Below are 25,180 nucleotides of genomic sequence, written 5' to 3' on the forward strand. Positions count from 1 at the left end.
TGATGATGACTTTTTCTCTTGACGCGCTGGCGCAGCAGCTGCGCGACGCCGAACGGACCGGCCAGGCGATCGCCCCGCTGCGCGATATCCTCGGCGTCGACAACGCCGACGCCGCCTACGCCATCCAGCGCCTGAACGTTCAGCACCACGTGGCCCATGGCCGGCGGGTAGTGGGCCGCAAGGTGGGCCTGACCCATCCCAAAGTGCAGCAGCAGCTGGGGGTCAACCAGCCGGATTTCGGCACCCTGTTTGCCGACATGTGCTACGGCGACAACGCCGACGTGCCGTTTGGCCGCGTGCTGCAGCCGAAGGTGGAGGCCGAGATCGCCCTGGTGCTGAAACATGATTTGCCCCATGCCGATACCACTTTTGATGAACTGTATAACGCCATCGAATGGCTGCTGCCGGCGCTGGAGGTGGTGGGCAGCCGGATTCGCGACTGGTCAATCGGCTTTGTCGACACTGTCGCCGATAACGCCTCCTGCGGCCTGTACGTCATCGGCGGCCCGGCGCAGCGCCCGGCAGGACTGGATCTGAAGCAGTGCGCCATGCGGATGACCCGCAACCAGGAGCTGGTCTCCAGCGGCCGCGGCAGCGAGTGCCTGGGGCATCCGCTGAACGCCGCGGTCTGGCTGGCGCGCAAGCTGGCGAGTCTCGGCGAACCGCTGCGGGCGGGGGATATCGTGCTGACCGGGGCGTTAGGCCCGATGGTGGCGATTAACGAGGGGGACAGCTTTGTCGCCCATATCGAAGGTATTGGCTCAGTTGCGGCACGCTTCGTCGCCGCCGGAGAAGGACATCGTGATGCGTAAACGTAAAGTCGCCATTATCGGCTCCGGGAATATCGGCACCGATTTAATGATTAAAATCCTGCGCCACGGCCAGCATCTGGAGATGGCGGTGATGGTCGGCATCGACCCGCAGTCGGATGGCCTGGCCCGCGCCCGGCGCATGGGCGTCGCGACCACCCACGAAGGGGTGGGCGGCCTGATGCAGATGGCGGAATTTGCCGACATCGATTTTGTTTTTGACGCCACCAGCGCCGGGGCGCACATCAAAAACGATGCCGCGCTGCGCGAAGCGAAGCCGGGGATCCGCGTCATCGACCTGACGCCGGCGGCGATTGGCCCATACTGCGTGCCGGTGGTCAACCTCGCGGCCAACCTCCACAAGGGCAACGTCAATATGGTGACCTGCGGCGGCCAGGCGACCATCCCGATGGTCGCCGCGGTTTCGCGGGTGGCGAAAGTGCATTATGCAGAGATCGTGGCCTCCATCGCCAGTCAATCCGCCGGGCCGGGCACGCGAGCGAATATCGACGAATTCACCGAAACCACCTCGCAGGCGATTGAAAAAGTGGGCGGCGCGGGCAAGGGCAAGGCGATTATCGTGCTCAACCCGGCGGAGCCGCCGCTAATGATGCGCGATACCGTCTACGTCCTGAGCGAGCTAGCGTCGCAGGAGGCGATTGCCGCCTCGATCGCCGAGATGGCGGCGGCGGTGCAGGCTTACGTGCCTGGCTACCGGCTGAAGCAGCAGGTGCAGTTTGAGGTTATCCCTGAGGATAAGCCGGTCAACCTCCCCGGCGTGGGCCGTTTTTCCGGCCTGAAAACCGCGGTTTACCTCGAAGTGGAAGGGGCGGCGCACTATCTGCCGGCGTACGCCGGCAACCTCGATATTATGACCTCAGCGGCGCTGGCGACGGCGGAGCAAATGGCCGGGGCAATGAACAGCGCGGCGGGAGCGACAGCATGAACGGTAAAAAACTTTATATCTCGGACGTGACGCTGCGCGATGGCATGCACGCCATTCGTCACCAGTATTCCCTGGCGCAGGTGCAGCAGATTGCCGGCGCGCTGGATAAGGCGGGGGTCGACTCCATCGAAGTGGCCCACGGCGATGGGCTGCAGGGATCCAGCTTCAACTACGGCTTTGGCGCCCACAGTGATATCGCCTGGATTGAAGCAGCGGCGGCGGTGGTCAGCCAGGCGAAAATCGCCACCTTGCTGCTGCCGGGCATCGGCACGCTGCACGACCTGAAAGCCGCGTATCAGGCCGGGGCGCGGGTGGTGCGGGTCGCCACCCACTGCAGCGAAGCGGACGTCGCGGCGCAGCATATTGCCTTTGCCCGCGAGCTGGGAATGGACACCGTCGGTTTTCTGATGATGAGCCATATGATCTCCCCGCAGGCGCTGGCGCAGCAGGCGCTGAAGATGGAATCCTATGGGGCGACCTGCATCTACGTGGTGGATTCCGGCGGGGCGATGACCATGAACGACATTCGCGACCGCTTCCGCGCGCTGAAGGCGGTGCTGAAGCCGGAGACCGCCACCGGGATGCATGCCCACCATAACCTGAGCCTCGGGGTGGCCAACTCTATCGTCGCGGTGGAAGAGGGCTGCGATCGCATAGACGCTAGCCTGGCCGGGATGGGGGCGGGGGCGGGCAATGCGCCGCTGGAGGTGTTTATTGCCGCCGCCGACAAGCTCGGCTGGCAACATGGCACCGATCTCTATGCGCTGATGAACGCCGCCGACGAGCTGGTGCGGCCGCTGCAGGACCGCCCGGTGCGCGTCGACCGCGAAACGCTGGCGCTGGGCTACGCCGGGGTCTACTCCAGCTTCCTGCGCCACAGCGAAGCGGCGGCGGCGCGCTATGGCCTCAGCGCGGTGGATATTCTCGTCGAGCTGGGCAAACGGCGGATGGTCGGCGGCCAGGAGGATATGATCGTCGACGTCGCGCTGGATCTGCTTAACCGCCAAAAATAACAACGCGCGGCTGACCACGCATCAGCCGCCCATCACCTGATCCGCTTGTCCGGCTATCGCCAAGGTACCCTATGACCAAGATAACGACCGCAAACTCCTCGCGCCTGATGGTCACCATCGGGCTCTGTTTTATGGTGGCCCTGATGGAGGGGCTGGATCTGCAGGCGGCGGGGATCGCCGCCGTCGGCATGGCGCAGGCCTTTGCGCTGGATAAAATGCAGATGGGCTGGATCTTCAGCGCCGGGATCCTCGGCTTGCTGCCCGGCGCGCTGGTGGGCGGCATGCTGGCGGACCGCCACGGGCGCAAACGCATCCTGCTGAGCTCGGTGCTGTTGTTTGGCCTGTTCTCGCTGGCCACCGCGGTGGCCTGGAGCTTCCCGACGCTGCTGCTGGCGCGCCTGCTCACCGGCGTCGGGCTGGGGGCGGCATTGCCGAACCTGATTGCCTTAACCTCGGAAGCCGCTGGCCCACGCTTTCGCGGCCGGGCGGTGAGCCTGATGTACTGCGGCGTGCCCATTGGCGCCGCGCTGGCGGCGGCGCTGGGGTTCTCTGGCCTCGCCGCGGCCTGGCAGACCATCTTCTGGATTGGCGGCGTGGTCCCGCTGCTGCTGATCCCGCTGTTGATGCGCTGGCTGCCGGAGTCGCAGGCGTTTCAGCGCGTGGAGACCAGCGTACCGCTGCGCACCCTGTTTGCCCCGGGACATGCTGCCGCCACGCTGCTGCTGTGGCTGGGCTATTTCTTCACCCTGCTGGTGGTCTATATGCTCATCAACTGGCTGCCGATGCTGCTGGTGGGCCAGGGGTTCAGCGCCAGCCAGGCGGCGGGGGTGATGTTCTCTCTGCAGATCGGCGCCGCCTGCGGCACTTTGCTGCTGGGCGCGCTGATGGATAAGCTTACTCCGCTGCGCATGTCGCTGCTGATATACAGCGGCATTCTGGCATCGCTGCTGGCGCTGGGCAGTGCGTCGACGCTGAGCGGGATGCTGCTGGCGGGGTTTGTGGCCGGGCTGTTCGCCACCGGCGGCCAGAGCGTGCTCTACGCGCTGGCGCCGCTCTTCTATCCCGCGGCGATCCGCGCTACCGGGGTCGGCACCGCCGTGGCGGTGGGCCGCCTCGGGGCGATGAGCGGCCCTTTGCTGGCCGGCAAGATGCTGGCCCTCGGCACCGGCACCGTCGGGGTGATGGCAGCCTCAGCGCCGGGCATCGTGCTGGCCGGCGTGGCGGTGTTCTGGCTGATGCATCGCCAGCAGCGCGCGGCCATGGTCTGATGCTGTCCGGCGGTCTGGCGGAAAAATGCCGGGCCGCCGCCTTGCCTCTCCGCATGTCCTGGCCTAAGGTAAGACATCATTCCCTGTCGTTTATCGTCTCTATGGCTTACCGCTCCCGCTTGCTCGACGCTATCCCTGGCATCCGCCACGCGTTTCTCGATGTCCACGAAACCGCCGCTTTTCCCTATGCCGAATTGGCCCCGGTGAAGCTGGTCCATGGCAATGAGGTGCATCACTATCAGCAGCCGCTGCCGACGCGGCCGCACGCCGACGCGGTGTTTACCGCCGTGGCCGGGCAAAAGGTGGGGGTGGTGACCGCCGACTGCCTGCCGATACTGATCGCCTCGCGCGACGGTCGCTTCGTCTGCAGCGTCCATGCCGGCTGGCAGGGGCTGGCCAGCGGCATTGTCGACAACAGTCTGGCGACTTTTCGCCAACAGGGGGTGGCGCTGACCGATCTGGTCATCGCCGTGGGGCCGCATATTCACCCTTGCTGTTACGAAGTCTCCGCCGGATTTTATCAGCAACTGCTGGACCAGCCCGGCGGTGACCGGGTGGCCCGGCACCGCCAGCGGCTGTTCCATTCCCGTTCGGCCCCGGTCAGCGATCCGCTTAAAGCCGCAGCGCGCGGCAGCGATAATCTGTGGTTTGATCTGCGCGCTTTCGCTGAAGCGATCTTCACAGAGGCGGGGGTGGCGCCGGCGAGCGTTGAATGGCTGGGGAGCTGCACCTATTGCACGCCGCAATCGCTGGGCTCCTACCGGCGCCGGACCCATTTTCCGGCGCCGAAGAGCTTTCAGTACTCGTGGATCATGCGTCAGGCCTGAGGCGCGCTGGCGTTAGATCACCCGAAAACCGTGGGTGCCGTCGCGGGCCAGCTGATCCACCAGGCCGTACTCCCACTCCAGATAGGCCTGCATGGCCTCTGCGGAATTATCGGTCCCTTCATAGGGACGGCGATAGCGGTCCCGGCGCTCGACGGCGAGGCCGTCGTCGCCATGGGCCAGCGGCAGACCGGCGGCGATCCACGCCAGCGTCCCGCCGCGCAATACCTGTACCGGCTTACCGGTTAAGGCCGCCACCTCGGGCACCGCGTAGCGGGCCAGCAGGCTGCTGCCGCAGGTCACCACGTAACGTTGCGCGGGAGGGATCGCTTCCAGGGCCTGGCGCAGCTGCGAGCGCGTCAGCCACCACGCGCCGGGGATATGGCGGGCGACAAAGTTGGCGCTGGTAGTGAAATCGAGCACCACCGTCCCGGGCTCCTCCAGCTGTTGCGCCAGCTGCGCCGGGCTTATCTCCTCCGCCGGCGGGGCGGGGGGCACTTCGGCGGCCGGCACCCCGCGCTCGCTCAGCTGGCTGGGAGACAGCGCGCTCAGCCGCGCCGTCTCCCAGCCCATCTGCGCCAGCCACGAGCCGGTCATCGCCGCCCGGACGCCATCGTCATCCAGTAACACTATCCGCGCTCCCCGCACGCTGGCGAAGTGATCGGTCTCCTGCACCAGCTGGCCGCCTGGCGCGCTCAGGCTGCCAGGATAGTGGCCCGCCGCGTACTCCTCGGGGCTGCGGACATCAAACAGGAAGGTGGTGCGGTCGCTCTGCTGCCGCCAGCGTTGTAGCGTCGCTTCATCGATGACTGCCACCCCGGCCCGTTCGGCGAGATGCGCCGCCTCGGCGGCCCGGACGCCGGAGGCGCGGGCGGAGGGGTCGTATTGCCGCTGCTGCTGGTGCGCCAGCGTCTGACCGGCCAACGTCCAGCCGATAGTGCCATTGCGCAGGGCATGGACCGGGTTCGGCACCCCGGCGTTGATCAGCGACTGGGTGCCGATGATGCTGCGGGTGCGTCCGGCGCAGTTGACGATGATCGGCGTCTGCGGGGAGGGCGTCAGGCTCTCCACCCGCAGGACCAGCTCGCCGCCGGGCACGCTGATGCTGCCGGGGATGCTCATGGTCTGGTACTCATCGAAGCGCCGGGCGTCGACGATCACCACCTCCTGTCGTCTGTCGATGAGCGCCTGAACCTCCTGGGCGCTGAGCGACGGCGTGTGACGCACGCTTTCCACCAGCTCGCCAAAAGCTTTACTGGCAGAGTTGACGTCCTGAAACAGCTCGCCGCCGCTGCGGCGCCAGCCGGCGAGACCCTCGGCCAGCAGGGCCACATCCTGATAGCCCCAGGTCCGCAGCCGTTCGACGGCGATCTCCGCCAGCCCTTCGCCGTTGTCGTAGACGGTGATCGGGGTGGTGAAGCGCGGTATCCGCCGGCGGACCTCCAGCTCCAGTTTGCTGAGCGGCAGATTGACGGCAAACAGTGGATGAGCGGTGGCGAAATCGGCCTCTTCACGGACGTCGATCAGCGCCAGTTCACGACGGTCGAGCAGCGCCTGACGGATCCCGGCGGCCTGGCGATAAGCGTAAGTGGACATAATGGTTATCCTTGGTGTTCGCGGGAGGAATCCCAGATATTGGGTAAATGGCGGTTGGAGTAGCCGGATATAAACGGTTTTTGCTGGCCTTCCGGGGTATACACTGCGCGCTTCACCGCGCCGATGTTGCCGCCGTAAACATGTATGCTGATGGAGACGCGATCCGCCAGCGCATTGCTGACGCGATGAATGTCGCCATCGTCAGCGGAGACTTTCTCCACCTGACCTGCCTGCAGAAGCGTGGCGGCGCCCAGCGCGCGCGGTATGCCATCGGCATCCAGCTTGTAGCGTTGATTTTCCTCCGCGCCGCGCAACATCCCAATGGCCCCCCACACCCGGTGGTCATGGATCGGCGTCGCCTGCCCCGGCCCCCAGACGAAGCTGACGATCGAGAAGCGCTCCCCGGAGTCGGCATGCAGCAGATACTGCTGGTAATGGTGTGGGTGCGGCAGGGTGTACTCTTCCGGCAGCCAGTCGTCGTGACGCACCAGCGCCGCCAGCCGCTGCGCCACGGCGTCAAGCAGCGGCGCGGTCGAGTGGTGTTCCCGGTGCAGACGGTCAACCTCATGAATAAAATGGCGTAATTTTTCCAGTCGTGGTGCAGTCATGTGCGCTTCCTGTCAGAGGGACTGGTCAAAACGCTAACAGAGGCGTTAATATTATTTAAATGCAATTTACGCATATATTAATATGCAAATTTCACATAAGGATCCTATGCGCATCGACGATATTGACGCTCTGCTGGCCACAGTGCAGTTTTCTTCCCTCAATCAGGCGGCGGATTATCTGGGGATCACCCAGTCGGCGATCACCCGGCGCCTGCAGCGTCTGGAGCAGGAGCTGAACGTCACGCTGTTAGCGCGTCAGACCCGCCCGCTGACCCTGACCGCCGCCGGTCAGCGGGTGTACGAGCAGTGCCTGAGCATTAAGCGCGAGACGAAAAAGCTCTACAGCCTGTTGGATCCGCAAGGCGAGCCGCGCGGCGCGCTGCGTCTCGGCGTACCGCAGAGTATCAGCGAGATCGCGCTGCCGGCGGCGCTGGCGGCGCTGAGCCAGCAGTTTTCCGCACTGTCCCCGCAGGTCACCTGCGGCTGGAGCGGAGAGCTGCAGCGCCGGCTGGAAAACGGCGAACTGGACGGGATGCTGGCGATGGGCCCCGCCCAGCAGACCCTCGCCGAGGGCTACAGCGGGCGTCTGCTGTGCCCCCTGGAGGTGGTGCCGATTGCCGCCCGGCGGCTGAATCTGCGGGCGTCGTCGCTGCGGGAGTGCGTCGAACAGGGCTGGATCCTTAACCCCGATGGCTGTGGCCTGCGCGCCGGGCTCATCCGCGAGCTGCAAAGCCAGGGCCTGCGCCTGAAGCTTAACGTCGAGAGCGCGGGCGCCCAGCTGCAGATGGCGCTGGTGGCGCAGGGACTGGGGCTGGGTCTGGTGTCGCGGGCGGCGCTGGCGGCCAGCCCGTGGCGGGACGAGATCGAGGTCGTCAACCTCAGCGATTTTCAGCCTGCGGTGTCGCTGTGGCTGATCCACGCTCAGTATCTGGCCAACCTGCAGTCGCCGCTGATCTTTTTCGCCAGCAAAGTGGTGCAGCAGCTGACAGTATCCGACTGAAAACACTACTCATTTTCTATTAATGCAAGCCTTGCATATTAAGATATGATAAAAATGCATTTTGTTCATTAACACACTCTGTATAGGGTAATGACCAGCGCCGCCGTCGCGGCCACTCCATTACCCTGACGCAAGGAGTTGTTCATGAGCATTCAGTTTCTTGGCATGATTGGCCACCGCCTCTCTTCCGAAACGATTGCCCCGGTGGGGCCGATCTTTGACCGCGACTATATTGTTCGCTTCGCGCAAACCCATGAAGCCGCCGGGTTCGATCGCCTGCTGGTGGGGCACTGGTCCGATCAACCCGACGGCTTTCTGGTAACCGCCCTGGCCGGACTGTCGACGCAGAAAATTCAGTACCTGCTGGCCCATCGCCCCGGTTTTGTCTCGCCGACCCTCGCCGCGCGCAAATTCGCCACCCTTGAGCATCTGCTGGGGGGCCGGCTGGCGGTGCATATCATCAGCGGCGGCAATGACGCCGAGCAGCGCCGGGACGGCGATTACCTCGACCACGACCAGCGCTATGCCCGCGCCGACGCCTTCCTCGACGTGGTGCGCCAGGTGTGGACCAGCGAGCAGCCTGTCGATATTCACAACGAGTTTTATCAGGCCGAACAGGCCTGGTCAGCTATTCGTCCGCTGCAAAAGCCGCATCTTCCCATCTACTTCGGCGGTTCGTCGGCAGCGGCCATCGCCGTCGCCGGCAAACACGCCGACGTCTTCGCCCTGTGGGGCGAGTCGCTGGCGCAAACCGGCGAGACCATCCAGCGCGTGCGCGCCGAAGCGGCGAAACACCAGCGTGACATCGGTTTCAGCGTCTCGTTCCGGCCGATTATCGCCGACAGCGAAGCCGAGGCCTGGGAGAAAGCCGAGCATATCCTGCATGTCGCCACCGAGCAGGCGGCGCAGCGCGGGGGCGGTTTCAAGGCCAAACCGGACAGCATCGGCGCCCAGCGGCTGCGGGCCACCGCCGCGCAGGGCAGAGTGGTGGACAAACGCCTGTGGACCGGCATCGCCCAGCTGGTGGGCGGCGGGCATAACTCTACCGCCCTGGTGGGCACCCCGGAGCAGGTGGCCGATGCGCTGCTCGATTACTACGACCTCGGGGTGCGCAACTTCCTGATCCGCGGATTCGACCCGCTGAACGATGCGGCAGACTACGGCCGGGCGCTGTTGCCGATCGCTCGTGAAAAAGCCGCGCGGCGTGCGGCGGCGGAGCGCGCATCGTGATCCATCCTGAGCGCGACGACTGGGCGCAGCAGCTGACGGCGGTACGCCAACAGATGGCGGAGCAGGCGGCCAGCCTCGACGCCAGCGGCGACTTTCCCTGGCGCAATATCGACCACCTGCGCGCGGGGGGCTGGTTAAGCCTCGCCGTGCCGCGTGCTTACGGCGGCGCGGGCGCCAGCCTGGCCCAGCTGCAGCAGGCCATCGCCGCCATCGCCTGGGGTGAGCCGGCGACGGCGCTGATCGTCTGCATGCAGTATCTGCACCATTTGCGGCTGGCGGAAAACGACGCCTGGCACGCGCCGCTGCGCCAGCAGGTTTTTCACGACGCCGTCGAACGCGGTGGCCTGATCAACAGCCTGCGCGTTGAGCCGGAGCTGGGTTCCCCGGCGCGCGGCGGCCTGCCGGACACCGTGGCGAGCCGCTGCGCGGACGGCTGGGACATCAACGGTCATAAAATCTATACCACCGGCATTGAAGGGCTACGCTGGCTGGCGGTATGGGCGAGAAGCGATGATAACCCGCCGCGGGTGGGCACCTGGCTGGTGCCTGGCGACAGCGCCGGGATTAGCGTGGTGAAAAGCTGGGATCACGCCGGGATGCGGGCCACCGGCAGCCATGAGGTGATTTTTCGCCACGTGCGGGTGGCGGCAGAGAACGCGGTGGATGTCTGGCCGGTCGATGCGCCACCCGCTGCCCAGGCGGAACCGTTGCGCCTGTTCGCCAACCGGCAGACGGCGCTGCTGGCGGCGATCTATGACAGCATCGCCCGCGCCGCTCACGACTGGCTGGTGAGGTGGCTGACGGGGCGGGTGCCTGCGGGCCTCGGCCATCCGCTTTCCCGCCTGCCGCGGGTGCAGGAGAAGGTCGGGCAGATCGCCGGGCTGCTGCTGGTGAACCGCAGCCTGCTGGAGCAGGCCGCCGCGCTGCGCTTTTCCGCCATCGAGGCCAATCTGGCGAAAGTCACCATTACCGACAACGCCATTCAGGCGGTGAATATCGCGCTCGAGTTGACCGGCAATCATGGCCTCAGCCGACAGAACCCGCTGGAACGCCACTACCGTAATGTGCTCTGCGGCCGGGTGCATACCCCGCAGAGCGACAGCGCCTGGCTGGCAGCCGGCCACTTCGTCTTTCAATCACAAGGATAATCACGATGCGTCTATCATTCTCAGGCCGGGTGGCGGCAGCGCTGATGCTGCTGGCGCTGGGCGGTTACGCGACGGCGCAGGAGCGGCTTACCCTGCGCATCGCCGATCAAAAAGGCGGCATGCGTTCGCAGCTGGAGGCGGCCAACGCCCTGCAAAACCTCCCCTACGACATTAAGTGGGCCGAATTCCCGGCCGCCGCGCCGCTGGCGGAAGCCCTTAACGCGGGCGCGGTGGACGCGGGGATCATCGGCGATGCGCCGCTGCTCTTCGCCCTGGCTAACGGCGCGCCGGTGAAAGCGATTGCCGTGGACAAAAGCAATCCGGCGGGGACCGCGGTGCTGGTTTCCCCCGGCAGCGCGATAAAAACCGCCGCCGGGTTAAAAGGCAAGCGCATTGCCACCGGCAAAGGGTCGATTGGTCATTTCGTGGCGCTGAAAGCGCTCGAGCAGGCGGGCATCTCGCCGAAGGAGGTGCAGTGGGTGTTCCTCGGCCCGGTGGACGCCAAAGTGGCACTGCTTAACGGTTCGGTGGACGCCTGGGCGACCTGGGAACCCTACACCACCCAGATGGTGAAGACCAACGAGGGGCAGATCCTGGTGAGCGGCAAAGGGCTGCTGCCGGGGAATACCTTCCTTGCGGCAACGGATTCCGCGCTTAACGATCCGCAAAAGCGCGCCGCGCTGCAGGATTATCTCCAGCGCCTGGCCGGCGCCGAGCGCTGGGCCTACGCCAATCTCGACAGCTACGGCAAAACGCTGGGGGAGATCATCCGCTTCCCGGCCGAGATCGCCCGCGCGCAGTTTGCCAACCGCCAGTCGCAGTGGCAACCGCTGGCAGAGGAAACCGTGACCCAACAGCAGGCGACGGCGGACTTTTATCTCGCCAACGGCCTGATCCGCACCCGGCTGGACGTGAAGCCGACCTTTGACCCCAGCTTTAGCGTGCCCGCCGCGCCGGTCCACGCGGAGGTGACGCCATGACCCGATCCGCTTTTTCCCGCCGCCGTTTTTTACAGCTTAGCGGCGGCCTGGCGCTGGCCGGGGTTTCTCTGCCGCTGTGGGCTCACGATATGGCGGAGATGGCCAGCGGCGATGCCCATCCGGCGCTGCGCCTGCCAGAGCCCTACAAGATCAAGCTGGCGATCAATAAAAGTGCGGTATGCCTCGCGCCGGTCGCCGTCGCCGAGCAGCAGAAGATTTTCAGTAAATATAACCTCGACGTTGAGTTTGTTAACTTCGGTAACTCCACCGATGTGCTGCTGGAGGCGATCGCCACCGGCAAGGCCGACGCCGGGGTGGGGATGGCGCTGCGCTGGCTGAAGGCGCTGGAGCAGGGCTTTGACGTCAAGCTCACCGCCGGGACCCACGGCGGCTGTCTTAACCTGCTGACGGCCAAAGACTCGCCGTTCGGCGGCCTCGAGAGCCTGAAGGGACAAACCATCGGCGTCACCGACATGGCCGGGCCGGATAAAAACTTCTTCGCCATTCTGCTTAAGCGCCACGGTATCGACCCGATCAGCGACGTGCAGTGGAAAGTCTACCCGGCGGATCTGCTCAGCGTGGCGCTGGACAAACGCGAAATCGCCGCCATCAGCGGCAGCGAGCCGTTCAGCTATCGGCTGCTGGAGACCGGCAAGTATCAGCTTGTCGCCAGCAATATGACCGGAGATTATGCCAACCTCAGCTGCTGCGTGCTGGGGGTGAGCGGGAGCCTGGCGCGGGACCATAAACCGGCCGCCGCGGCGCTCACTCAGGCGATCCTTGAAGCGCACAGCTATGCCGCAGAACACCCGGAAAGCGTGGCGCAATCCTTCCTTGCCCATGCGCTCAATACCAATGAAGCGGAGGTGAGCGGCATTCTGCACGGGCAGGGGCACGGCCACCACGCGGTGGGTGAGGCGTTCGTGAAAGAGCTGACGCAGTACGCGGTCGACCTGCAGCGGGTGCAGGTGATCAAACCGGGCACCGATCCCCATCAGTTTGCGGAGAGTATCTATGCCAACGTCTTCGCCTGAGCAGGTTCTGGCGCGCCCCACCGTCCGCGCGCCGCTGTGGGGAGAAGGGCTGCTGGCCGCCGCGCTGTGGCTGCTGGGCGGTCTGTTTACTCTGACCTGGCCCGATGCCGGGCGGCGCTGGCCGTTTAGCGAGGGCTGGGCGCTGGCGCAGTTCACCTTCGGCGGCGGCTTGCTGCTGCTGGCGCTGAGCTATCGCTACTGGCGAGCGCGCGGCGCGCGCGTGCGGCATGCCGGCAAGTGGCTGGCGCTGCTGCCGGTGCTGTTCGCTGCCTGGGAAGGGCTGACCGCCAAGAGCGGCGTGCTGCCGGTGCCGTTTTTCGCGCCTCCGCAGGCGCTGATCGAGGTGCTGCATGATGACTGGCCGCGTCTGCTCGACAGCCTGTTGCACTCCCTGGGGCTGCTGGGGCTCGGCGTGCTGCTCGGCACCAGCAGCGGGTTCATCACCGGTCTGGCCATTGGCTGGTCGCAACGGATTGGCTACTGGGTCCATCCGGTGTTACGCCTGCTGGGGCCGGTGCCGTCTACCGCGCTGCTGCCGCTGTGCCTGTTTATTTTTCCGTCAAGCTTCGGCGCCAGTGTGTTTTTGATTGCGCTGAGCACCTGGTTCCCGGTTACGGTGCTGACCTGGTCCGGGGTCATTGGCATTGACAAGGCATGGTACGACGTGGCGCGGACCCTCGGCGCCAGCCAGCGTTTCCTGATCCTGCGGGTGGCGATCCCCGCCGCGCTGCCGAACGTCTTTGTCGGCCTGTTTATGGGGCTTGGCGCGTCGTTTTCGGTGCTGATTGTGGCTGAAATGGTCGGGGTGAAGTCGGGGATCGGCTTTTACCTCCAGTGGGCCCAGGGCTGGGCGGCCTATCCCAATATGTACGCCGCGCTGCTGGTGATGGCCTTGCTGTGCTCCGGCCTGATTAGCGGATTATTTATGCTGCGCGATAAGCTGCTGAGCTGGCAGCGGGGAGGGATGCAATGGTAACCGCGACGTCAGGTTCGCAGACGATAGCGCGCGGCGCGGCGGTATCGATAAGCCATCTTCATCACGCGTTTACGCTCGGCAAACAGGCGGTGCCGGTGCTGGAGAATATCAGCCTGCAGCTGCGGCCGGGGGAAAGCGTGGCGCTGCTGGGTCCTTCCGGCTGCGGTAAATCCACCCTGCTGCGGCTGCTGGCCGGGCTGGAAGCGCCGCAGAGCGGACAGATGCAGTTCGACGGCGCGCCGCTCGGCGCTCCGGGGCCGGAGCGCATACTGGTGTTTCAGGATCCGACGCTCTATCCGTGGCTGACGGTGCGGCAGAACGTACTGCTGGGCCCGCAGGCGCAGGGCAAAAGGGGGCTGGAAGCAAAGGCCGACGCGCTGATTGACCGCATCGGGCTGCAGGCCTTCAGCGAGGCGTGGCCGCGGCAGCTGTCAGGGGGGATGGCGCAGCGCGCCGCGCTGGCGCGCGCGTTGTTGAACGAGCCGCGCCTGCTGCTGCTCGACGAACCGCTGGGCAAGCTGGACTCGCTGACCCGCATCAGTATGCAGCGGGAGCTGATCGCCCTCTGGCAGCAGCAGGGTTATACCAGCCTGCTGGTGACCCACGATATCGAAGAGGCGCTGCTGCTGTGCGAGCGGGTGCTGGTGATGTCGCCGCGTCCGGGGCGGATTATCGCCGAGTTCGCCTTGCCGCTGGCCTTTCCCCGCCATCGCGATAACCCGCAGCTGCTGCAGCATCGTCAGGATATATTGCGCATCCTCGGCCAGGAGGAGGACTGGTAAGGTGAACGCAATGCCCGGTGGCGGCTGCGCCTTACCGGGCCTACGAACTCCACAGGAAGGGGAAGGACCGCAGGCCATGCTGTTGTAGGCCGGTGCAAGCGCAGCGCCGCCCGGCAATGGGCATCCGGCGCCATGCGCCACGTTTTGCCCGGTGGCGGCTGCGCCTTACCGGGCCTACGAACTCGAGGGGAAGGTCCGTAGGCCGGTGCAAGCGCAGCGCCGCCCGGCAATCGACGTCCGGCGCCAGTGTAAGGGTTAAAAATCCATCTTCACCGTGAACTGCACCTCACGCGGATCGCCAATCTGGTTACCGAGGTTATTGGTGCCGATGGAAGAGGTGTAATAGGTCTTATCAAACAGGTTCTTCACGTTCACCTGCAGCGTCACCGGATACTGCAGCTTCATCTTATAGGCGGCGAACACGTCTGCCACCGCATAGCCCGGCAGATAATAATCCGCGCCGTTGGTGCCGGAGCGCTTGCTGACCGCATGGCCGCCGCCGCCGACCGTCAGGGTGTTGCTGTTGTAGACGTTATGAATGTCATAGGTCAGGAACAGCGAACCGGTGTGCTTCGGTACGTTCGGCAGCGGTTTCCCGGCGTAATCCGGATCTTCCAGCACTTTGGCGTCGGTATAGCCGTAGCTGGCAATCATGCTGAGGTTATCGGTAATTGACCCGGCCAGATCCACCTCCACCCCCTGGGAACGCACCTTGCCCGCGGTTTTCGCCACCGTCTCATCGCCAATACTCTCGGTGTACAGCACGTTGCGCTTATGGATATCAAACAGCGCGATATTGGCGGTAATGCCCTCCAGCAGGTCGAATTTGGCGCCCACTTCGTAGGCGGTGGACTCTTCCGGCGGCAGCTCGCCGATATAGCTGGCGATCGACGACTGCGGCATAAACGACTGGGCGACGTTGGCGAACAGGGAGACGTTCGGCGTCACCTTGTAGACCAGGCCGGCTTTCGGCGTCCATTTCTCATCGCGGCTGTCGGTATTGACGTTAAATGGTCGGCCTTTACCGGCGTACTGGGTGTAGTACTGGTAGCGCACGCCGGCGACGGCGATCCAGTTGTCGGTGAGGTACAGCGCGTCCTGCACGTATGCGGCATAGCTCTCCTGCTGGATACGCTGATCGCTGTCGGAGGCGGAGACGGTATTACAGGTGTCGAGGGTGCCGTAGACCGGATGATAGATGTTAAAGCCTTTCACGTTCTTGCAGCGCAGCATATCGGTGCGCAACAGATCGTAATTCTCATAGGCGACGCCGGTCAGCAGTTCGTTATAAAAACCGCCTACCACCACGTTGCCCTGCAGGTCAGCGCGGGTGGAGTGCATCTTCTGCGTTGAACCGTGGGTACCGTCGACCCGGCGGGTGAGGTTGCCGGTCGCCGAATCATAGGCCACCACCCGCGCCTGGTTATCGTTGTAATTATCCTGGCTGTAGCTGTAGTCGAAGCGCGCGGTCCAGGCGTCGTTAAGGCGATACTCGGCGTTAAGCTGGGCGAGGTCGGAATAGCCATCGGTAATATTAAACGCTTCATCGAAGCGGGTTTTGCGATCGACGTTCACCGCATGGCCGGTATTCAGATCGAAAATAGTGCCGCGGTCAAAAGGCGCGCTGTAGTCGCGGTGCGAATAGGACGCGGTCACCGTCGCCCGGTCGCCAAACCAGGTCAGGGAAGGGGCGATAAAGCGGCTTTTGTTTTTACCAAAGTTGCGCCAGTAATCCTCATTCTGATATTCGCCGATCAGCCGGTACGCCAGATTCGTGCCTTCGATGGGACCGGTGACGTCGACGCTGCCGGTGCCGCCGCCAAAGCTGGTGGACGTCCCGGAAACCGAACCGGAGAACTGCCGCTCCGGACGTTTGGTGATGACGTTGATCAGCCCGCCGGGGTCGAGAATACCGTACAGCGTCGAGGCGGGTCCCTTCAGGACTTCCACCCGTTCGGTGGCGGCGTTAAAGCTGCGCGGCAGCACGGTGCGCAGGCCGTTGGTCATGATCGAGCCGTCGCGGTTAGCGCCGAAGCCGCGGCGGGTAAAAGCGTCCTGGGTGCCGCCAAGGGTGTTGGTCTGCACCACGTTGGCCACGTTATACAGCGCCTCATCGAGCGAGGTGGCGTGCTGATCTTCGAGAACCCGATCGCTGACGGTATTCACCACCTGCGGAATATCCAGCAGCGGCATTGAGGTCAACGTCGCGGTAGAGGAGCTGAGCGGTTGATAGCCGCTGGTGGCGCTCTGCCGGGCGTCGTTGGCCACCACGATGATGGTCTCTTCCGCATCGTTGTTATCTTTCGCCGCGTGATTTTCCGCGGCCATTAATCCCGGTGAGGCTAAAAAAAGAAGCGAAAAAAGCGCCCGCCCTTGCAACGAGGTGAAGGCGACATGGGGTTGAGTCATTATCTTTTTCTCGTGAACGAATCTGCCTTTGCGGTCAGATAAAGCCAATAAAATCATTGCCCTGAATAATAAAAACACGTGGTTTAGCGTCTGAACGCGCCTTTATATGTGTAATTGAGAATCATTCAACCATGAAGGAATGTAGTAGTAAACGTTATGCAAGATAAAATTTCAGCGGCGAGGAACAGGACGTTTTAAACGCCTCCAGTAGGGAGCATTATGTAGTTATCTATTTGATATTATTTTATTTAAATTATTTTGCGTTGGCGCAGCCTCGCTGTAGTCAGCGTCCCCGCAGGAAGACGATGGCGACTATTGACTACTACATTCATCCCCGTCATGATCAAAAGAGAATGAGATTTATTTTTATTTGACTGCAGAATGTCCAGCCATCGCCTGGAACGCTGCGGCGCAGGAGCGAGTTATGCCACAGCGGGTGACACCTGCAGAGCAGGGGATCGTACTGGATGCCCTGTCAGCCGGCTACGGCCAGACCCTGATCGTTGACGACATCAACCTGACCATCCCCAGCGGCAAAATGACGGTGCTGGCAGGGGCGAACGGCTCCGGCAAATCAACGCTGTTGTCGACTATCGCCAGGATGCTGAAGCCGCTCGGCGGCTGCGTGCGTCTGGACGGGCAAGCCATTCATCAGATGCCGACGAAGGCCGTCTCGCGCCAGCTCGGCATCCTGCCGCAATCGCCGCTGACCCCGGAAGGGTTAACGGTTTTCGAGCTGGTCTCGCGTGGGCGCTATCCGTGGCAGGGTCTGATGCGCCAGTGGTCAGACGCCGATGAGCTGGCGGTGGAGGAGGCGCTGCGCTTAACGGGCACCCGCGAGTTCGCTCATCTGCCGGTGGACAGCCTCTCCGGCGGCCAGCGTCAGCGCTGCTGGATCGCCATGGCGCTGGCCCAGCAAACGGCCACCATTCTGCTCGATGAGCCGACCACCTGGCTCGATCTGCGCTATCAGGTCGATATCCTCGAGCTGCTCCAGACCCTGACCCGCGAACATGGCCGCACGGTGGTGACGGTGCTCCATGACCTCAACTTTGCCGTGAACTACGCCGATCTGCTGGTGTTTCTCAAACAGGGGCGCATCGCCGGTACGATTAGCGACAACGAAGTCTGTAGCCCTGAGCTGATTAAACGCGTGTTTGACGTTGACGTGCAGATGTCGATTAACCCGCAAACCGGCAAACCCTTCTTTATGCCGTTTCGCGCCCGCCAGGCGGCGGCGCAATGAGCGTGACTATCCTGCTTTCCGCGCGGCGGCGCGCCCGCCCCCGACTGGCGCTGCTCCTGCTTACGCTGCTGCTTATCGCCGGTTCGCTGGTGCATCTTGGCCTGGGCGCCCGCTGGATCGCCCCGCAGACGGTGCTGCAGGCGCTGCTGGAGTACAATCCGCGCAATTTCGAGCAGCGGATTATCGTCGAACTGCGCCTGGTGCGGCTGGCGGCGGCGCTGCTGACCGGCGCGGCGCTCGGCGTCGCCGGGCTGCTGCTGCAGACGGTGATCCGCAACCCGCTGGGCGAGCCGCATATCCTCGGCCTTAACGCCGGCGCGTCGCTGGCAGTGGTGGCGACCTCCGCGCTGGGGTTCTCTCTCGGCGCTTTCCCCGCCGCGCGGCCGCTGACCGCCGCCTGCGGCGCGGCACTGCTGTTCGGCGGGGTGATGGCGCTGGCCTCTGCCGGTCGCGGCGGAGCGACGCCGCTGCGCATCACGCTGTGCGGGGTAGCGCTGTCGGCGTTTGCGTCGGCGGTGACGGCGGCGATATTAATTCTCGATGAACAAACGCTGCTGGCGATGCGCACCTGGCTGGCGGGCGATCTGGCCGGGCTGAACTGGAGCACGCTGTGGACGGCGCTGGTCCCGGCGCTGATCGGCCTTGGCGTCGCGCTGTTCCTTGCCCCGCGCCTCAACGTGCTGGCTCTGGGGGATAAGGTGGCGCTGGGCCTCGGCGTGAACCTCGTCCAGACGCGGCTGCTGGGCCTGCTGGCGATTGCGCTGCTCTGCGGCGCGGCGGTGGCGGTGGCCGGACCGATCGGCTTCGTCGGGCTGGTGGTGCCGCACGTGGTGCGCCGTCTGGTGACGGAAGATATCCGCCTGGCGCTGCCCCTGGCGGCGCCGGTAGGGGCGCTGGTGCTGCTCCTGGCAGATATCGCCGCCCGGACGCTGGTCGCGCCGCAGGAGCTGGCCACCGGGGCGATGACCGCCCTGGTGGGCGCACCGCTGTTTATCTTTATCGCCGCGAGGTTTTTTAAATGACGCGCGCCGTTCACCGGGCCGGTTTTCGGCCGCTGCTTTTCGCTTCCCGCCAGCTGCTGCTGCGCCCGGCGGCGCTGAAAATTGCCGCCTTTATGCTGCTGATGCTGCTAGCGCTCGGGCTGTACAGCCTCAGCCGCGGCAGCTATCCGCTGCCCGCATCGACGCTGGCGCAGGCCCTGCTGGCGCCACAGGAGATGGGCGAGCAGCCGCGCTTTATTCTGTTTGATATTCGCCTGCCGCGGATCCTGATGGCGCTGCTGTGCGGGGCCATGCTGGGGCTGGCCGGCGCGGCGATGCAGAGTATCACCCGCAACGGGCTGGCCGACCCGGGGCTGATCGGCGTTAAAGAGGGGGCCAGCATCGTGGTCCTGGCGCTGGTGCTGTTTTTCCCGGCGGTAGGCCTGGTCTGGCGGCCGCTGGCGGGGATGGTCGGTGGCGTGGCGGTGGCCCTGCTGGTCCTGACGCTGGCCCGCGACTGCTCGCGGCCGCGCTTTATTTTAATTGGCATCGGCGTCTCCTGGACCCTGGCGGCGGCGGTCGGCATCTTTATGACCACCGCCGACGTACGCGACGTGCAGACGGCGATGATCTGGCTGGCGGGCAGCCTGCAGGCCGCCACCTGGCCGCTGCTGGCGGTGGCCTTTTGCTGGGCGCTGCCCGGGGCCATCATCCTGTTCTGTACCGCCCGGGCGGCGGACGCGGCGCTGCTGGGCGACCGAACCGCCATCGGCCTCGGGGTGCGTCTGCAGCAGTTGACTCTGCTGCGCTTTTTCGCCCCGGTGCTGCTGACCTCGGCCAGCGTCTCCTGCGTCGGCAGCCTGGGCTTTGTGGGCCTGATGGCGCCGCATATGGCGCGTTTCGTGCTGCGCGGCGGCCAGGTCTCGCTGCTGAGCGGCAGCGCCCTGATTGGCGCCTTGCTGGTGCTGGCGACCGATACCCTTGGCCGGTTGGCGTTTGCACCGCTGCAGATCCCGGCGGGGATTGTGATTGCCCTGGTGGGCTGCCCGTTCTTTGTTGTCTTGCTCTGGCGTCGCCGTGATGCCCTTTAATCAGGAAGGTATTATGCGTTGGTTCGTCTCATTGCTGCTGTTGCTGACGGGGGCCGTCAGCGCCGCCGACCCACAAACTCAAACTTTTACCGATGATTTAGGCCGCACGGTCACCGTCCCGCTGCATCCGCAGCGCATTGTTTCGATGCACGATCTCGATATTACTATTCCGCTGATTGAGCTCGGGGCGCCACCGATCGCCAGCCACGGCCGCACGCGCCCGGACGGCAGCCACTATCTGCGCTCCAGCGCCCAGCTCACCGGTGTCGATTTCGATAACAGCGATATCCGCTTTATTGGCACCGCCGATATCGATCTGGAAGCGGTGGCTGCCGTCAGGCCGGATCTGATCATCACCGAGCCCAGTCGCCACGTGTCCGTGGAGCAGCTGGAGAAGATTGCCCCGACGGTGAGTATCGACCATCTACAGGGCAGCGCCCCGGAGATTTACCGCAAGCTGGCCCAGCTGACCAGCACCCAGCCGCGGCTGGCGATCCTTGAGCGTCGCTATCAGGAACAAATCAAGCAGCTGAAAGCGATGGTCAACCCTTCTCAGTACACCGTCTCGGTGATCCAGGCGAACAATGGCAAGGTCACGGTGCATCATTCGTATCATGCCCTGGGCCGGGTGCTGCGCGACGCCGGGTTCCGCTTTCCGCCGCTGATTGAGCGGATCCCCGACGGCCAGCGCATTGACGTCAGCGCGGAACAGCTGCCGGAGCTGGACGCCGATTTTGTCTTCGCCACCTGGCGGTCGGATACCGGCGGTAAGCCGCAGGATGAGCTGCAGGCGATGGAAGCGGTGATGCCCGGCTGGTGCGACTTTATGCGCGCCTGTCGCACCGGGCACTATATTTTACTGCCGCGGGAGGAGGTGATCTCCAACTCCTACGCCGCGCTCTCCCTGATGGTGGCCCAGGTGCAGTCGCATATTGCCGGCAGGCCGCTCCCGGCGGAGGCCAAATGAAAAGCGCGATAAAAAAAGAGAAGGGCAAAGTCGACCTGTTCGGCGAACGCTATCGCGCCCGGGCGCACCAGCTTTCCCCCCGGCTACGGGCCGTGGTCAGCTATATCAACGACAACCGCGAGGTGGTGCTGGAGCAGACGGCGATGGAGATCGCCGCTGCGACCCAGACCTCCGACGCCACGGTGGTCCGCGCCATCCAGGCGCTGGGCTTCGCCGGGCTGCGCGAGCTTAAGCAGACCATGGAGCGCTGGTTCGGCACCTCGGTCACCTCGGCGGAAAAGATGCGCTCCACGGTCACCGCGCTCTCCAGCGACGTCAATTCCAGTATTGATTTTGTGCTGGAAGGCCATCAACGGGTTTGCGAGGTCCTGTCGCGGGCCGACAACCGCGCGGCGGTGGCTCAGGCGGTGGCATTGCTCAGCGACGCACGCCAGGTGGGGATCTTCGGTATCGGCGCCTCGGGGATCCTCGCCGAGTACACCGCCCGGCTGTTCAGCCGCATTGGCCTGCCGGCGTATGTGATGAACCGCACGGGTTTCAGCCTCGCCGAGCAGCTCATCGGCCTGCAGCGCGGCGATGTGCTGATCATGATGGGGCAAAAATCGCCCCATCGTGAGGGGATGACCACCCTGCGCGAGGCGAAGCGCTTGGGTATTCCGACCATCCTGCTGACCCAGGCGGTGGACTCGCGCTTCAGCCAGGAGGCGCAGGTGGTGATTGACGTCCCGCGCGGCGGGGACAGTAGCCGGATGCCGCTGCACGGCACGGTACTGGTGTGTCTGGAGATGATTGTTCTGTCGGTGGCCTCCACCACGCCACAAAAAACGGTGAAATCCCTGAAGCGAATCAACGACCTGCACCGGGCCATTGGTAAATCCGGCGGTAAACGCGGCAGTTGATAAGATAATTCACCAGCGGGAAGGTTTCCGGTTGCATATAAAAGTCAGTGTGTGTATTTTTATGCAAAATAAATGCATAAAAAGGAAATCTCATGGTCAAGAATTTGCTCAAAGCGTGTTTCATGATGGCCGCGCTGACGGCAGCCGGACAGGCGGCTGCGGAAACCTATACCGTCGGCTCCGGCGGCACCTACCGGCCGTTTGAATTTGAAAACAGCCAGAAACAGCTGGAAGGTTTCGACATCGACATCATTAAAGCCATCGCCAAAGCCGAAGGCTTTGACGTCAAGCTGGTCAATACCCCATGGGAAGGCATCTTCGCCACGCTGAACACCGGCGACCGCGACATCATCATCTCCGGGATCACCATCACCGATAAACGCAAACAGATGGTCGATTTCTCCGCGCCGTACTTCCCGGCTGAGCAGTCTATCGTCGTCGCCCAGGACTCGAAGGTGGATTCGCTGGCGGCCCTGAAAAACGAGAAGGTCGGGGTTGTGAACTCCAGCACCGGCGATATCGTGGTTTCTGAGGTGCTGGGCAAGAACAGCACGGCGATCAAGCGCTTCGACAATACCCCGCTGATGCTCCAGGAACTGTTCGAGGACGGCGTCAGCGCCGCGGTGGGTGACGTCGGGGTGGTGAAGTACTACATCAAACAGCACCCGGAGAAGCAGTTCAAGCTGGTGCCGGATGCCAAATTCGAACGTCAGTATTTCGGTATCGCGGTAGCGAAAGGCAACAGCGAACTACTGGGCAAAATCAACGCCGGTCTACAGAAGATCGTTGCCGACGGGACTTACGCCAAAATCTATAAAACCTGGTTCGACGACAACGTGCCGACGCTGCCAGCGCAATAAGCCACCTTTTTCAGTGACCACGGCTATCGCCCAGGCGATAGCCGTATTTTTTAGGGAAGGACTATGACGGGATTCCGTTGGGAGATCATCGAGGAGTACGGCCCGCTGTTTGTGGACGGCGCCCTGATGACGATTAAATGTACCATTATCTGCGTGATCCTCGGGACGCTGTGGGGGTTAACCCTCGGTCTCGGACGGATGGCGAAGGCCGAGCACGGGCCGTGGAAATATATTCTCCGCTACCTGGTGCAGTTTCCGGTGCGCTTTTACGTTAGCGCCTTCCGCGGTACGCCGCTGTTCGTGCAGATCATGGTGGTGCACTTTGCGCTGGTGCCGCTATTTATCAACCCGCGCGACGGCCTGCTGGTGACCAGCGGCCTGATGAGCGCCGACTTTGCCCGCGAGCTGCGCGCCAGCTACGGGGCGTTCCTCTCCTGCATCGTGGCGATCACCCTTAACGCCGGGGCCTATGTGTCGGAGATTTTCCGCGCCGGCATCCAGTCGATCGACAAAGGGCAGATGGAGGCCTCCCGCGCGCTGGGCATGCCGTGGTGGAAAACCATGCGCAAGGTTATCCTGCCCCAGGCGTTTCGCCGCATTCTGCCGCCGCTGGGCAACAACGCCATCGCCATTGTTAAGGACTCGTCGCTGGCCTCGGCAATTGGCCTGGCCGATCTGGCCTACGCCGCGCGCACCGTCTCCGGCGCCTACGCCACCTACTGGGAACCCTACCTGACCATCTCCCTGGTCTACTGGGTGATCACCTTCCTGCTGGCGCAGCTGGTTAACCGTCTGGAAAAGAGGTTTGGCAAAAGTGATTCACATTAATAACTTACATAAGCGCTTCGGCGACAGCCACGTGCTGCGCGGCATCAGCTGCGATATTAAACCGCAGGAAGTGGTGTGCATCATCGGCCCGTCCGGCTCGGGGAAAAGTACCTTCCTGCGCTGTATGAACGCCCTTGAGACGGTCAGCGAAGGCGAGGTGGTGGTCAACGGCTTTGCCGCTCACGACCGCACTACCGACCTCAACAAGATGCGCGAAAGCGTTGGCATGGTGTTCCAGCGCTTTAACCTGTTCCCGCATATGACGGTGCTGGAAAACCTGATTATGGCGCCGATGAATCTGCGCAATATGCCGCGCCAGCAGGCGGTCGACCTGGCGGAAGCCTTGCTGGCGAAGGTGGGCTTAAGCGATAAGCGCGACGCCTGGCCCTCGAGCCTGTCCGGCGGCCAGCAGCAGCGGGTAGCCATCGCCCGCGCGCTGGCGATGAAGCCGTCGATTATGCTGTTTGATGAGCCCACTTCGGCGCTGGATCCGGAGCTGGTGGGCGACGTGCTGGAGGTAATGAAAAACCTCGCCAGCGAGGGGATGACCATGGTGATCGTGACCCACGAAATGGGCTTTGCCCGCGAAGTGGCCGACCGGGTGATCTTCATCGACCAGGGCGTGATTCAGGAAGAGGGCAAGCCGGGGCAGATCTTTAGCGCACCGAGCAACCCACGCACCGCCGCGTTCCTCAGCAAGGTGCTGTAAACCGAGCGGGCTGGCGCCAGGCCAGCCCGCTGAGTGTTGTCAAATATATTGATGATGTTTTTCATCATCAGTATAAACATTGACTGAACTCATATATCCCGCGATAACCCCTTTGTTAATCTCCGGGTATCGCTTTGGGCTTCTCCAGGAATATAACGTTGGAAATCTTTTTTTAACCCACTGAAAAATAGCGACTAACTATTTTTCATACGCCAAAAATCATGGTCCGTTAATGACGGACGCGGTTTCGTATGGGTTAAAAAAGGTACGTTATGACAGTTACATGGACGGTCACGCCCGTGGGGTATCAGCACATTGCCAAACGCTGCCCCGCCTGCAATGTAAAACGCGACTTCGCACCTTCCGGCGCCATCCGGGTGAATTCGCAAAAGAAGCTGCTGGATATCTGGAGCATCTATAAATGCACGCACTGCGATTACACGTGGAATATCGCCCTGTTTTCCAGGCTGCACGTCAGCAAGATAAACCGTAAACTGCTTCAGCGCTTGATGCAGAACGATGCAGCTATGGTTCACTATTATGCCGCTGACCTCGCGACGCTGAAGCGCAACCGCGCCGAGCCGTCGGGGCAACCTGATTTTCGTATTCATGAGCAATGGTCGGTGACGCTGATGGCGTGCCCGCGGATAACGGTGCGCGTCAGAGTCAGTCGGCCATTTCGCATCAGCCTGCTATCAATACTGAAAAAGCAGCTCAAGCTGAGTACGGCTGAAATCCGGTGGTTGGTCGCGACAGGGCATATCGAGGGTATTCCACTAAAACAGCTCAAGACGAAAAAGCTGAAGGCGATGGAATATCATTTTCAGCTGGCGGCGGAAACGCTGTATGCGCGACGCCGGATTACGTTATCACTTCGCGGTAGATAACTCGTCGGGGAGAGAAGTCGTAGCGCTTTAACCGCGGTTTTTCGTTATTCTCAATGAAATCAGGACGGCGAAGTCGGCCGTCCTGAATGA

General features: G+C 63.3%; 22 protein-coding genes and 2 pseudogenes. 21 read left to right on the top strand and 3 right to left on the bottom strand.

All coding sequences use genetic code 11. From position 1 onward, the window contains the following. Positions 1-5: 5 nt before the first annotated feature. The 5 genes from mhpD (at position 6) to GT756_RS08640 (ending at position 4,863) form a co-directional block, all read left to right on the top strand. On the top strand, positions 6-812 hold the full coding sequence (mhpD, locus tag GT756_RS08620; RefSeq protein WP_064177697.1) for a 2-keto-4-pentenoate hydratase: 807 nt from the start codon (positions 6-8) through the stop codon (positions 810-812). Next, positions 805-1,755, top strand: coding sequence for an acetaldehyde dehydrogenase (mhpF, locus tag GT756_RS08625; RefSeq protein WP_064177698.1), 951 nt, complete (start codon positions 805-807; stop codon positions 1,753-1,755). The genes mhpD and mhpF overlap by 8 nt, the downstream gene beginning before the upstream one ends. Beyond that, positions 1,752-2,768, top strand: coding sequence for a 4-hydroxy-2-oxovalerate aldolase (mhpE, locus tag GT756_RS08630; RefSeq protein WP_053810242.1), 1,017 nt, complete (start codon positions 1,752-1,754; stop codon positions 2,766-2,768). Before mhpF ends, mhpE begins: the two co-directional genes overlap by 4 nt. A gap of 71 nt (positions 2,769-2,839) precedes the next feature. Continuing rightward, positions 2,840-4,036 (top strand): 3-(3-hydroxy-phenyl)propionate transporter MhpT, encoded by a 1,197-nt coding sequence (gene mhpT, locus GT756_RS08635; RefSeq protein WP_004203051.1) that lies wholly within the window; start codon positions 2,840-2,842, stop codon positions 4,034-4,036. A gap of 101 nt (positions 4,037-4,137) precedes the next feature. Continuing rightward, the gene (locus GT756_RS08640; RefSeq protein ID WP_048326368.1) at positions 4,138-4,863 is read left to right on the top strand and encodes a polyphenol oxidase family protein; all 726 of its coding nucleotides are present in this window, start codon (positions 4,138-4,140) and stop codon (positions 4,861-4,863) included. 12 nt (positions 4,864-4,875) lie between these two features. Here the strand turns inward: GT756_RS08640 and GT756_RS08645 are convergent, their stop codons facing one another. Together GT756_RS08645 and GT756_RS08650 are read right to left on the bottom strand one after the other, a co-directional pair. Next, positions 4,876-6,456, bottom strand: a complete 1,581-nt coding sequence (locus GT756_RS08645) for a rhodanese homology domain-containing protein (RefSeq protein ID WP_064177699.1) — start codon at positions 6,454-6,456, stop codon at positions 4,876-4,878. A 5-nt stretch (positions 6,457-6,461) separates the two neighbouring features. Beyond that, entirely contained in the window at positions 6,462-7,064 is a 603-nt protein-coding gene (locus GT756_RS08650) for a cysteine dioxygenase (protein ID WP_048295026.1), read from the bottom strand. Between the two features lie 106 nt (positions 7,065-7,170). Here GT756_RS08650 and GT756_RS08655 point away from each other — a divergent pair, with 106 nt between their 5' ends. The 7 genes and pseudogenes from GT756_RS08655 (at position 7,171) to GT756_RS08685 (ending at position 14,214) form a co-directional block, all read left to right on the top strand. Beyond that, complete coding sequence (locus tag GT756_RS08655; RefSeq protein WP_160124710.1) at positions 7,171-8,064, top strand: LysR family transcriptional regulator; 894 nt, start codon at positions 7,171-7,173, stop codon at positions 8,062-8,064. 144 nt (positions 8,065-8,208) lie between these two features. After that, positions 8,209-9,304: pseudogene (locus GT756_RS08660) on the top strand (LLM class flavin-dependent oxidoreductase). Next, positions 9,291-10,442 (top strand): acyl-CoA dehydrogenase family protein, encoded by a 1,152-nt coding sequence (locus GT756_RS08665; RefSeq protein ID WP_049092148.1) that lies wholly within the window; start codon positions 9,291-9,293, stop codon positions 10,440-10,442. Before GT756_RS08660 ends, GT756_RS08665 begins: the two are co-directional and overlap by 14 nt. Before the next feature lie 5 nt (positions 10,443-10,447). Further along, complete coding sequence (locus tag GT756_RS08670; protein ID WP_048324568.1) at positions 10,448-11,422, top strand: ABC transporter substrate-binding protein; 975 nt, start codon at positions 10,448-10,450, stop codon at positions 11,420-11,422. Next, positions 11,419-12,456, top strand: coding sequence for an ABC transporter substrate-binding protein (locus GT756_RS08675; RefSeq protein ID WP_049003477.1), 1,038 nt, complete (start codon positions 11,419-11,421; stop codon positions 12,454-12,456). Before GT756_RS08670 ends, GT756_RS08675 begins: the two co-directional genes overlap by 4 nt. Beyond that, complete coding sequence (locus tag GT756_RS08680; RefSeq protein WP_053810247.1) at positions 12,437-13,432, top strand: ABC transporter permease; 996 nt, start codon at positions 12,437-12,439, stop codon at positions 13,430-13,432. Before GT756_RS08675 ends, GT756_RS08680 begins: the two co-directional genes overlap by 20 nt. After that, entirely contained in the window at positions 13,426-14,214 is a 789-nt protein-coding gene (locus GT756_RS08685) for an ABC transporter ATP-binding protein (RefSeq protein ID WP_017901271.1), read from the top strand. The genes GT756_RS08680 and GT756_RS08685 overlap by 7 nt, the downstream gene beginning before the upstream one ends. 255 nt (positions 14,215-14,469) lie before the next feature. Here the strand turns inward: GT756_RS08685 and GT756_RS08690 are convergent, their stop codons facing one another. Continuing rightward, complete coding sequence (locus GT756_RS08690) at positions 14,470-16,542, bottom strand: TonB-dependent siderophore receptor (protein ID WP_074195274.1); 2,073 nt, start codon at positions 16,540-16,542, stop codon at positions 14,470-14,472. A 505-nt stretch (positions 16,543-17,047) separates the two neighbouring features. Here GT756_RS08690 and GT756_RS08695 point away from each other — a divergent pair. The 9 genes and pseudogenes from GT756_RS08695 (at position 17,048) to GT756_RS08735 (ending at position 25,090) form a co-directional block, all read left to right on the top strand. Beyond that, positions 17,048-17,869, top strand: a complete 822-nt coding sequence (locus GT756_RS08695) for an ABC transporter ATP-binding protein (RefSeq protein ID WP_004203036.1) — start codon at positions 17,048-17,050, stop codon at positions 17,867-17,869. Further along, positions 17,866-18,891 (top strand): iron ABC transporter permease, encoded by a 1,026-nt coding sequence (locus tag GT756_RS08700; protein WP_160124712.1) that lies wholly within the window; start codon positions 17,866-17,868, stop codon positions 18,889-18,891. Before GT756_RS08695 ends, GT756_RS08700 begins: the two co-directional genes overlap by 4 nt. Beyond that, positions 18,888-19,940: an iron ABC transporter permease gene (locus GT756_RS08705; protein WP_060655985.1), complete on the top strand. Its 1,053-nt coding sequence runs from the start codon at positions 18,888-18,890 to the stop codon at positions 19,938-19,940. The genes GT756_RS08700 and GT756_RS08705 overlap by 4 nt, the downstream gene beginning before the upstream one ends. Beyond that, on the top strand, positions 19,930-20,907 hold the full coding sequence (locus GT756_RS08710; protein WP_072140477.1) for an ABC transporter substrate-binding protein: 978 nt from the start codon (positions 19,930-19,932) through the stop codon (positions 20,905-20,907). The genes GT756_RS08705 and GT756_RS08710 overlap by 11 nt, the downstream gene beginning before the upstream one ends. Further along, positions 20,873-21,806 (top strand): annotated as a pseudogene (locus GT756_RS08715) (MurR/RpiR family transcriptional regulator). The gene GT756_RS08710 and the pseudogene GT756_RS08715 overlap by 35 nt, the downstream one beginning before the upstream one ends. Positions 21,807-21,898: 92 nt before the next feature. Beyond that, positions 21,899-22,666 carry a basic amino acid ABC transporter substrate-binding protein gene (locus tag GT756_RS08720; protein ID WP_004203029.1) on the top strand — a complete coding sequence of 256 codons (768 nt, stop codon included), beginning with the start codon at positions 21,899-21,901 and terminating at the stop codon, positions 22,664-22,666. Between the two features lie 63 nt (positions 22,667-22,729). Then, on the top strand, positions 22,730-23,494 hold the full coding sequence (locus GT756_RS08725; protein WP_004151161.1) for an amino acid ABC transporter permease: 765 nt from the start codon (positions 22,730-22,732) through the stop codon (positions 23,492-23,494). Beyond that, the gene (locus GT756_RS08730; RefSeq protein WP_002908374.1) at positions 23,481-24,203 is read left to right on the top strand and encodes an amino acid ABC transporter ATP-binding protein; all 723 of its coding nucleotides are present in this window, start codon (positions 23,481-23,483) and stop codon (positions 24,201-24,203) included. Before GT756_RS08725 ends, GT756_RS08730 begins: the two co-directional genes overlap by 14 nt. A gap of 299 nt (positions 24,204-24,502) precedes the next feature. Further along, the gene (locus GT756_RS08735; RefSeq protein WP_025999180.1) at positions 24,503-25,090 is read left to right on the top strand and encodes a DUF1062 domain-containing protein; all 588 of its coding nucleotides are present in this window, start codon (positions 24,503-24,505) and stop codon (positions 25,088-25,090) included. Positions 25,091-25,180: the final 90 nt, after the last annotated feature.

It is taken from the genome of Klebsiella sp. Q2, assembly GCF_009900705.1.
In the GTDB taxonomy this organism is placed as follows: Bacteria; Pseudomonadota; Gammaproteobacteria; order Enterobacterales; family Enterobacteriaceae; genus Klebsiella; species Klebsiella quasipneumoniae.

What these genes read in the sequence shown, in the direction of transcription:
- GT756_RS08680 (WP_053810247.1), top strand. Translation starts at nt 12,437, where the DNA reads ATGCCAACGTCTTCGCCTGAGCAGGTTCTGGCGCGCCCCACCGTCCGC.
- GT756_RS08685 (WP_017901271.1), top strand. Translation starts at nt 13,426, where the DNA reads ATGGTAACCGCGACGTCAGGTTCGCAGACGATAGCGCGCGGCGCGGCG.
- GT756_RS08695 (WP_004203036.1), top strand. Translation starts at nt 17,048, where the DNA reads ATGCCACAGCGGGTGACACCTGCAGAGCAGGGGATCGTACTGGATGCC.
- GT756_RS08640 (WP_048326368.1), top strand. Translation starts at nt 4,138, where the DNA reads ATGGCTTACCGCTCCCGCTTGCTCGACGCTATCCCTGGCATCCGCCAC.
- GT756_RS08710 (WP_072140477.1), top strand. Translation starts at nt 19,930, where the DNA reads ATGCCCTTTAATCAGGAAGGTATTATGCGTTGGTTCGTCTCATTGCTG.
- GT756_RS08725 (WP_004151161.1), top strand. Translation starts at nt 22,730, where the DNA reads ATGACGGGATTCCGTTGGGAGATCATCGAGGAGTACGGCCCGCTGTTT.
- GT756_RS08650 (WP_048295026.1), bottom strand. Translation starts at nt 7,064, where the DNA reads ATGACTGCACCACGACTGGAAAAATTACGCCATTTTATTCATGAGGTT.
- mhpT (WP_004203051.1), top strand. Translation starts at nt 2,840, where the DNA reads ATGACCAAGATAACGACCGCAAACTCCTCGCGCCTGATGGTCACCATC.
- GT756_RS08645 (WP_064177699.1), bottom strand. Translation starts at nt 6,456, where the DNA reads ATGTCCACTTACGCTTATCGCCAGGCCGCCGGGATCCGTCAGGCGCTG.
- GT756_RS08700 (WP_160124712.1), top strand. Translation starts at nt 17,866, where the DNA reads ATGAGCGTGACTATCCTGCTTTCCGCGCGGCGGCGCGCCCGCCCCCGA.
- mhpD (WP_064177697.1), top strand. Translation starts at nt 6, where the DNA reads ATGACTTTTTCTCTTGACGCGCTGGCGCAGCAGCTGCGCGACGCCGAA.
- GT756_RS08720 (WP_004203029.1), top strand. Translation starts at nt 21,899, where the DNA reads ATGGTCAAGAATTTGCTCAAAGCGTGTTTCATGATGGCCGCGCTGACG.
- mhpF (WP_064177698.1), top strand. Translation starts at nt 805, where the DNA reads ATGCGTAAACGTAAAGTCGCCATTATCGGCTCCGGGAATATCGGCACC.
- GT756_RS08705 (WP_060655985.1), top strand. Translation starts at nt 18,888, where the DNA reads ATGACGCGCGCCGTTCACCGGGCCGGTTTTCGGCCGCTGCTTTTCGCT.
- mhpE (WP_053810242.1), top strand. Translation starts at nt 1,752, where the DNA reads ATGAACGGTAAAAAACTTTATATCTCGGACGTGACGCTGCGCGATGGC.
- GT756_RS08655 (WP_160124710.1), top strand. Translation starts at nt 7,171, where the DNA reads ATGCGCATCGACGATATTGACGCTCTGCTGGCCACAGTGCAGTTTTCT.
- GT756_RS08670 (WP_048324568.1), top strand. Translation starts at nt 10,448, where the DNA reads ATGCGTCTATCATTCTCAGGCCGGGTGGCGGCAGCGCTGATGCTGCTG.
- GT756_RS08675 (WP_049003477.1), top strand. Translation starts at nt 11,419, where the DNA reads ATGACCCGATCCGCTTTTTCCCGCCGCCGTTTTTTACAGCTTAGCGGC.
- GT756_RS08690 (WP_074195274.1), bottom strand. Translation starts at nt 16,542, where the DNA reads ATGGCCGCGGAAAATCACGCGGCGAAAGATAACAACGATGCGGAAGAG.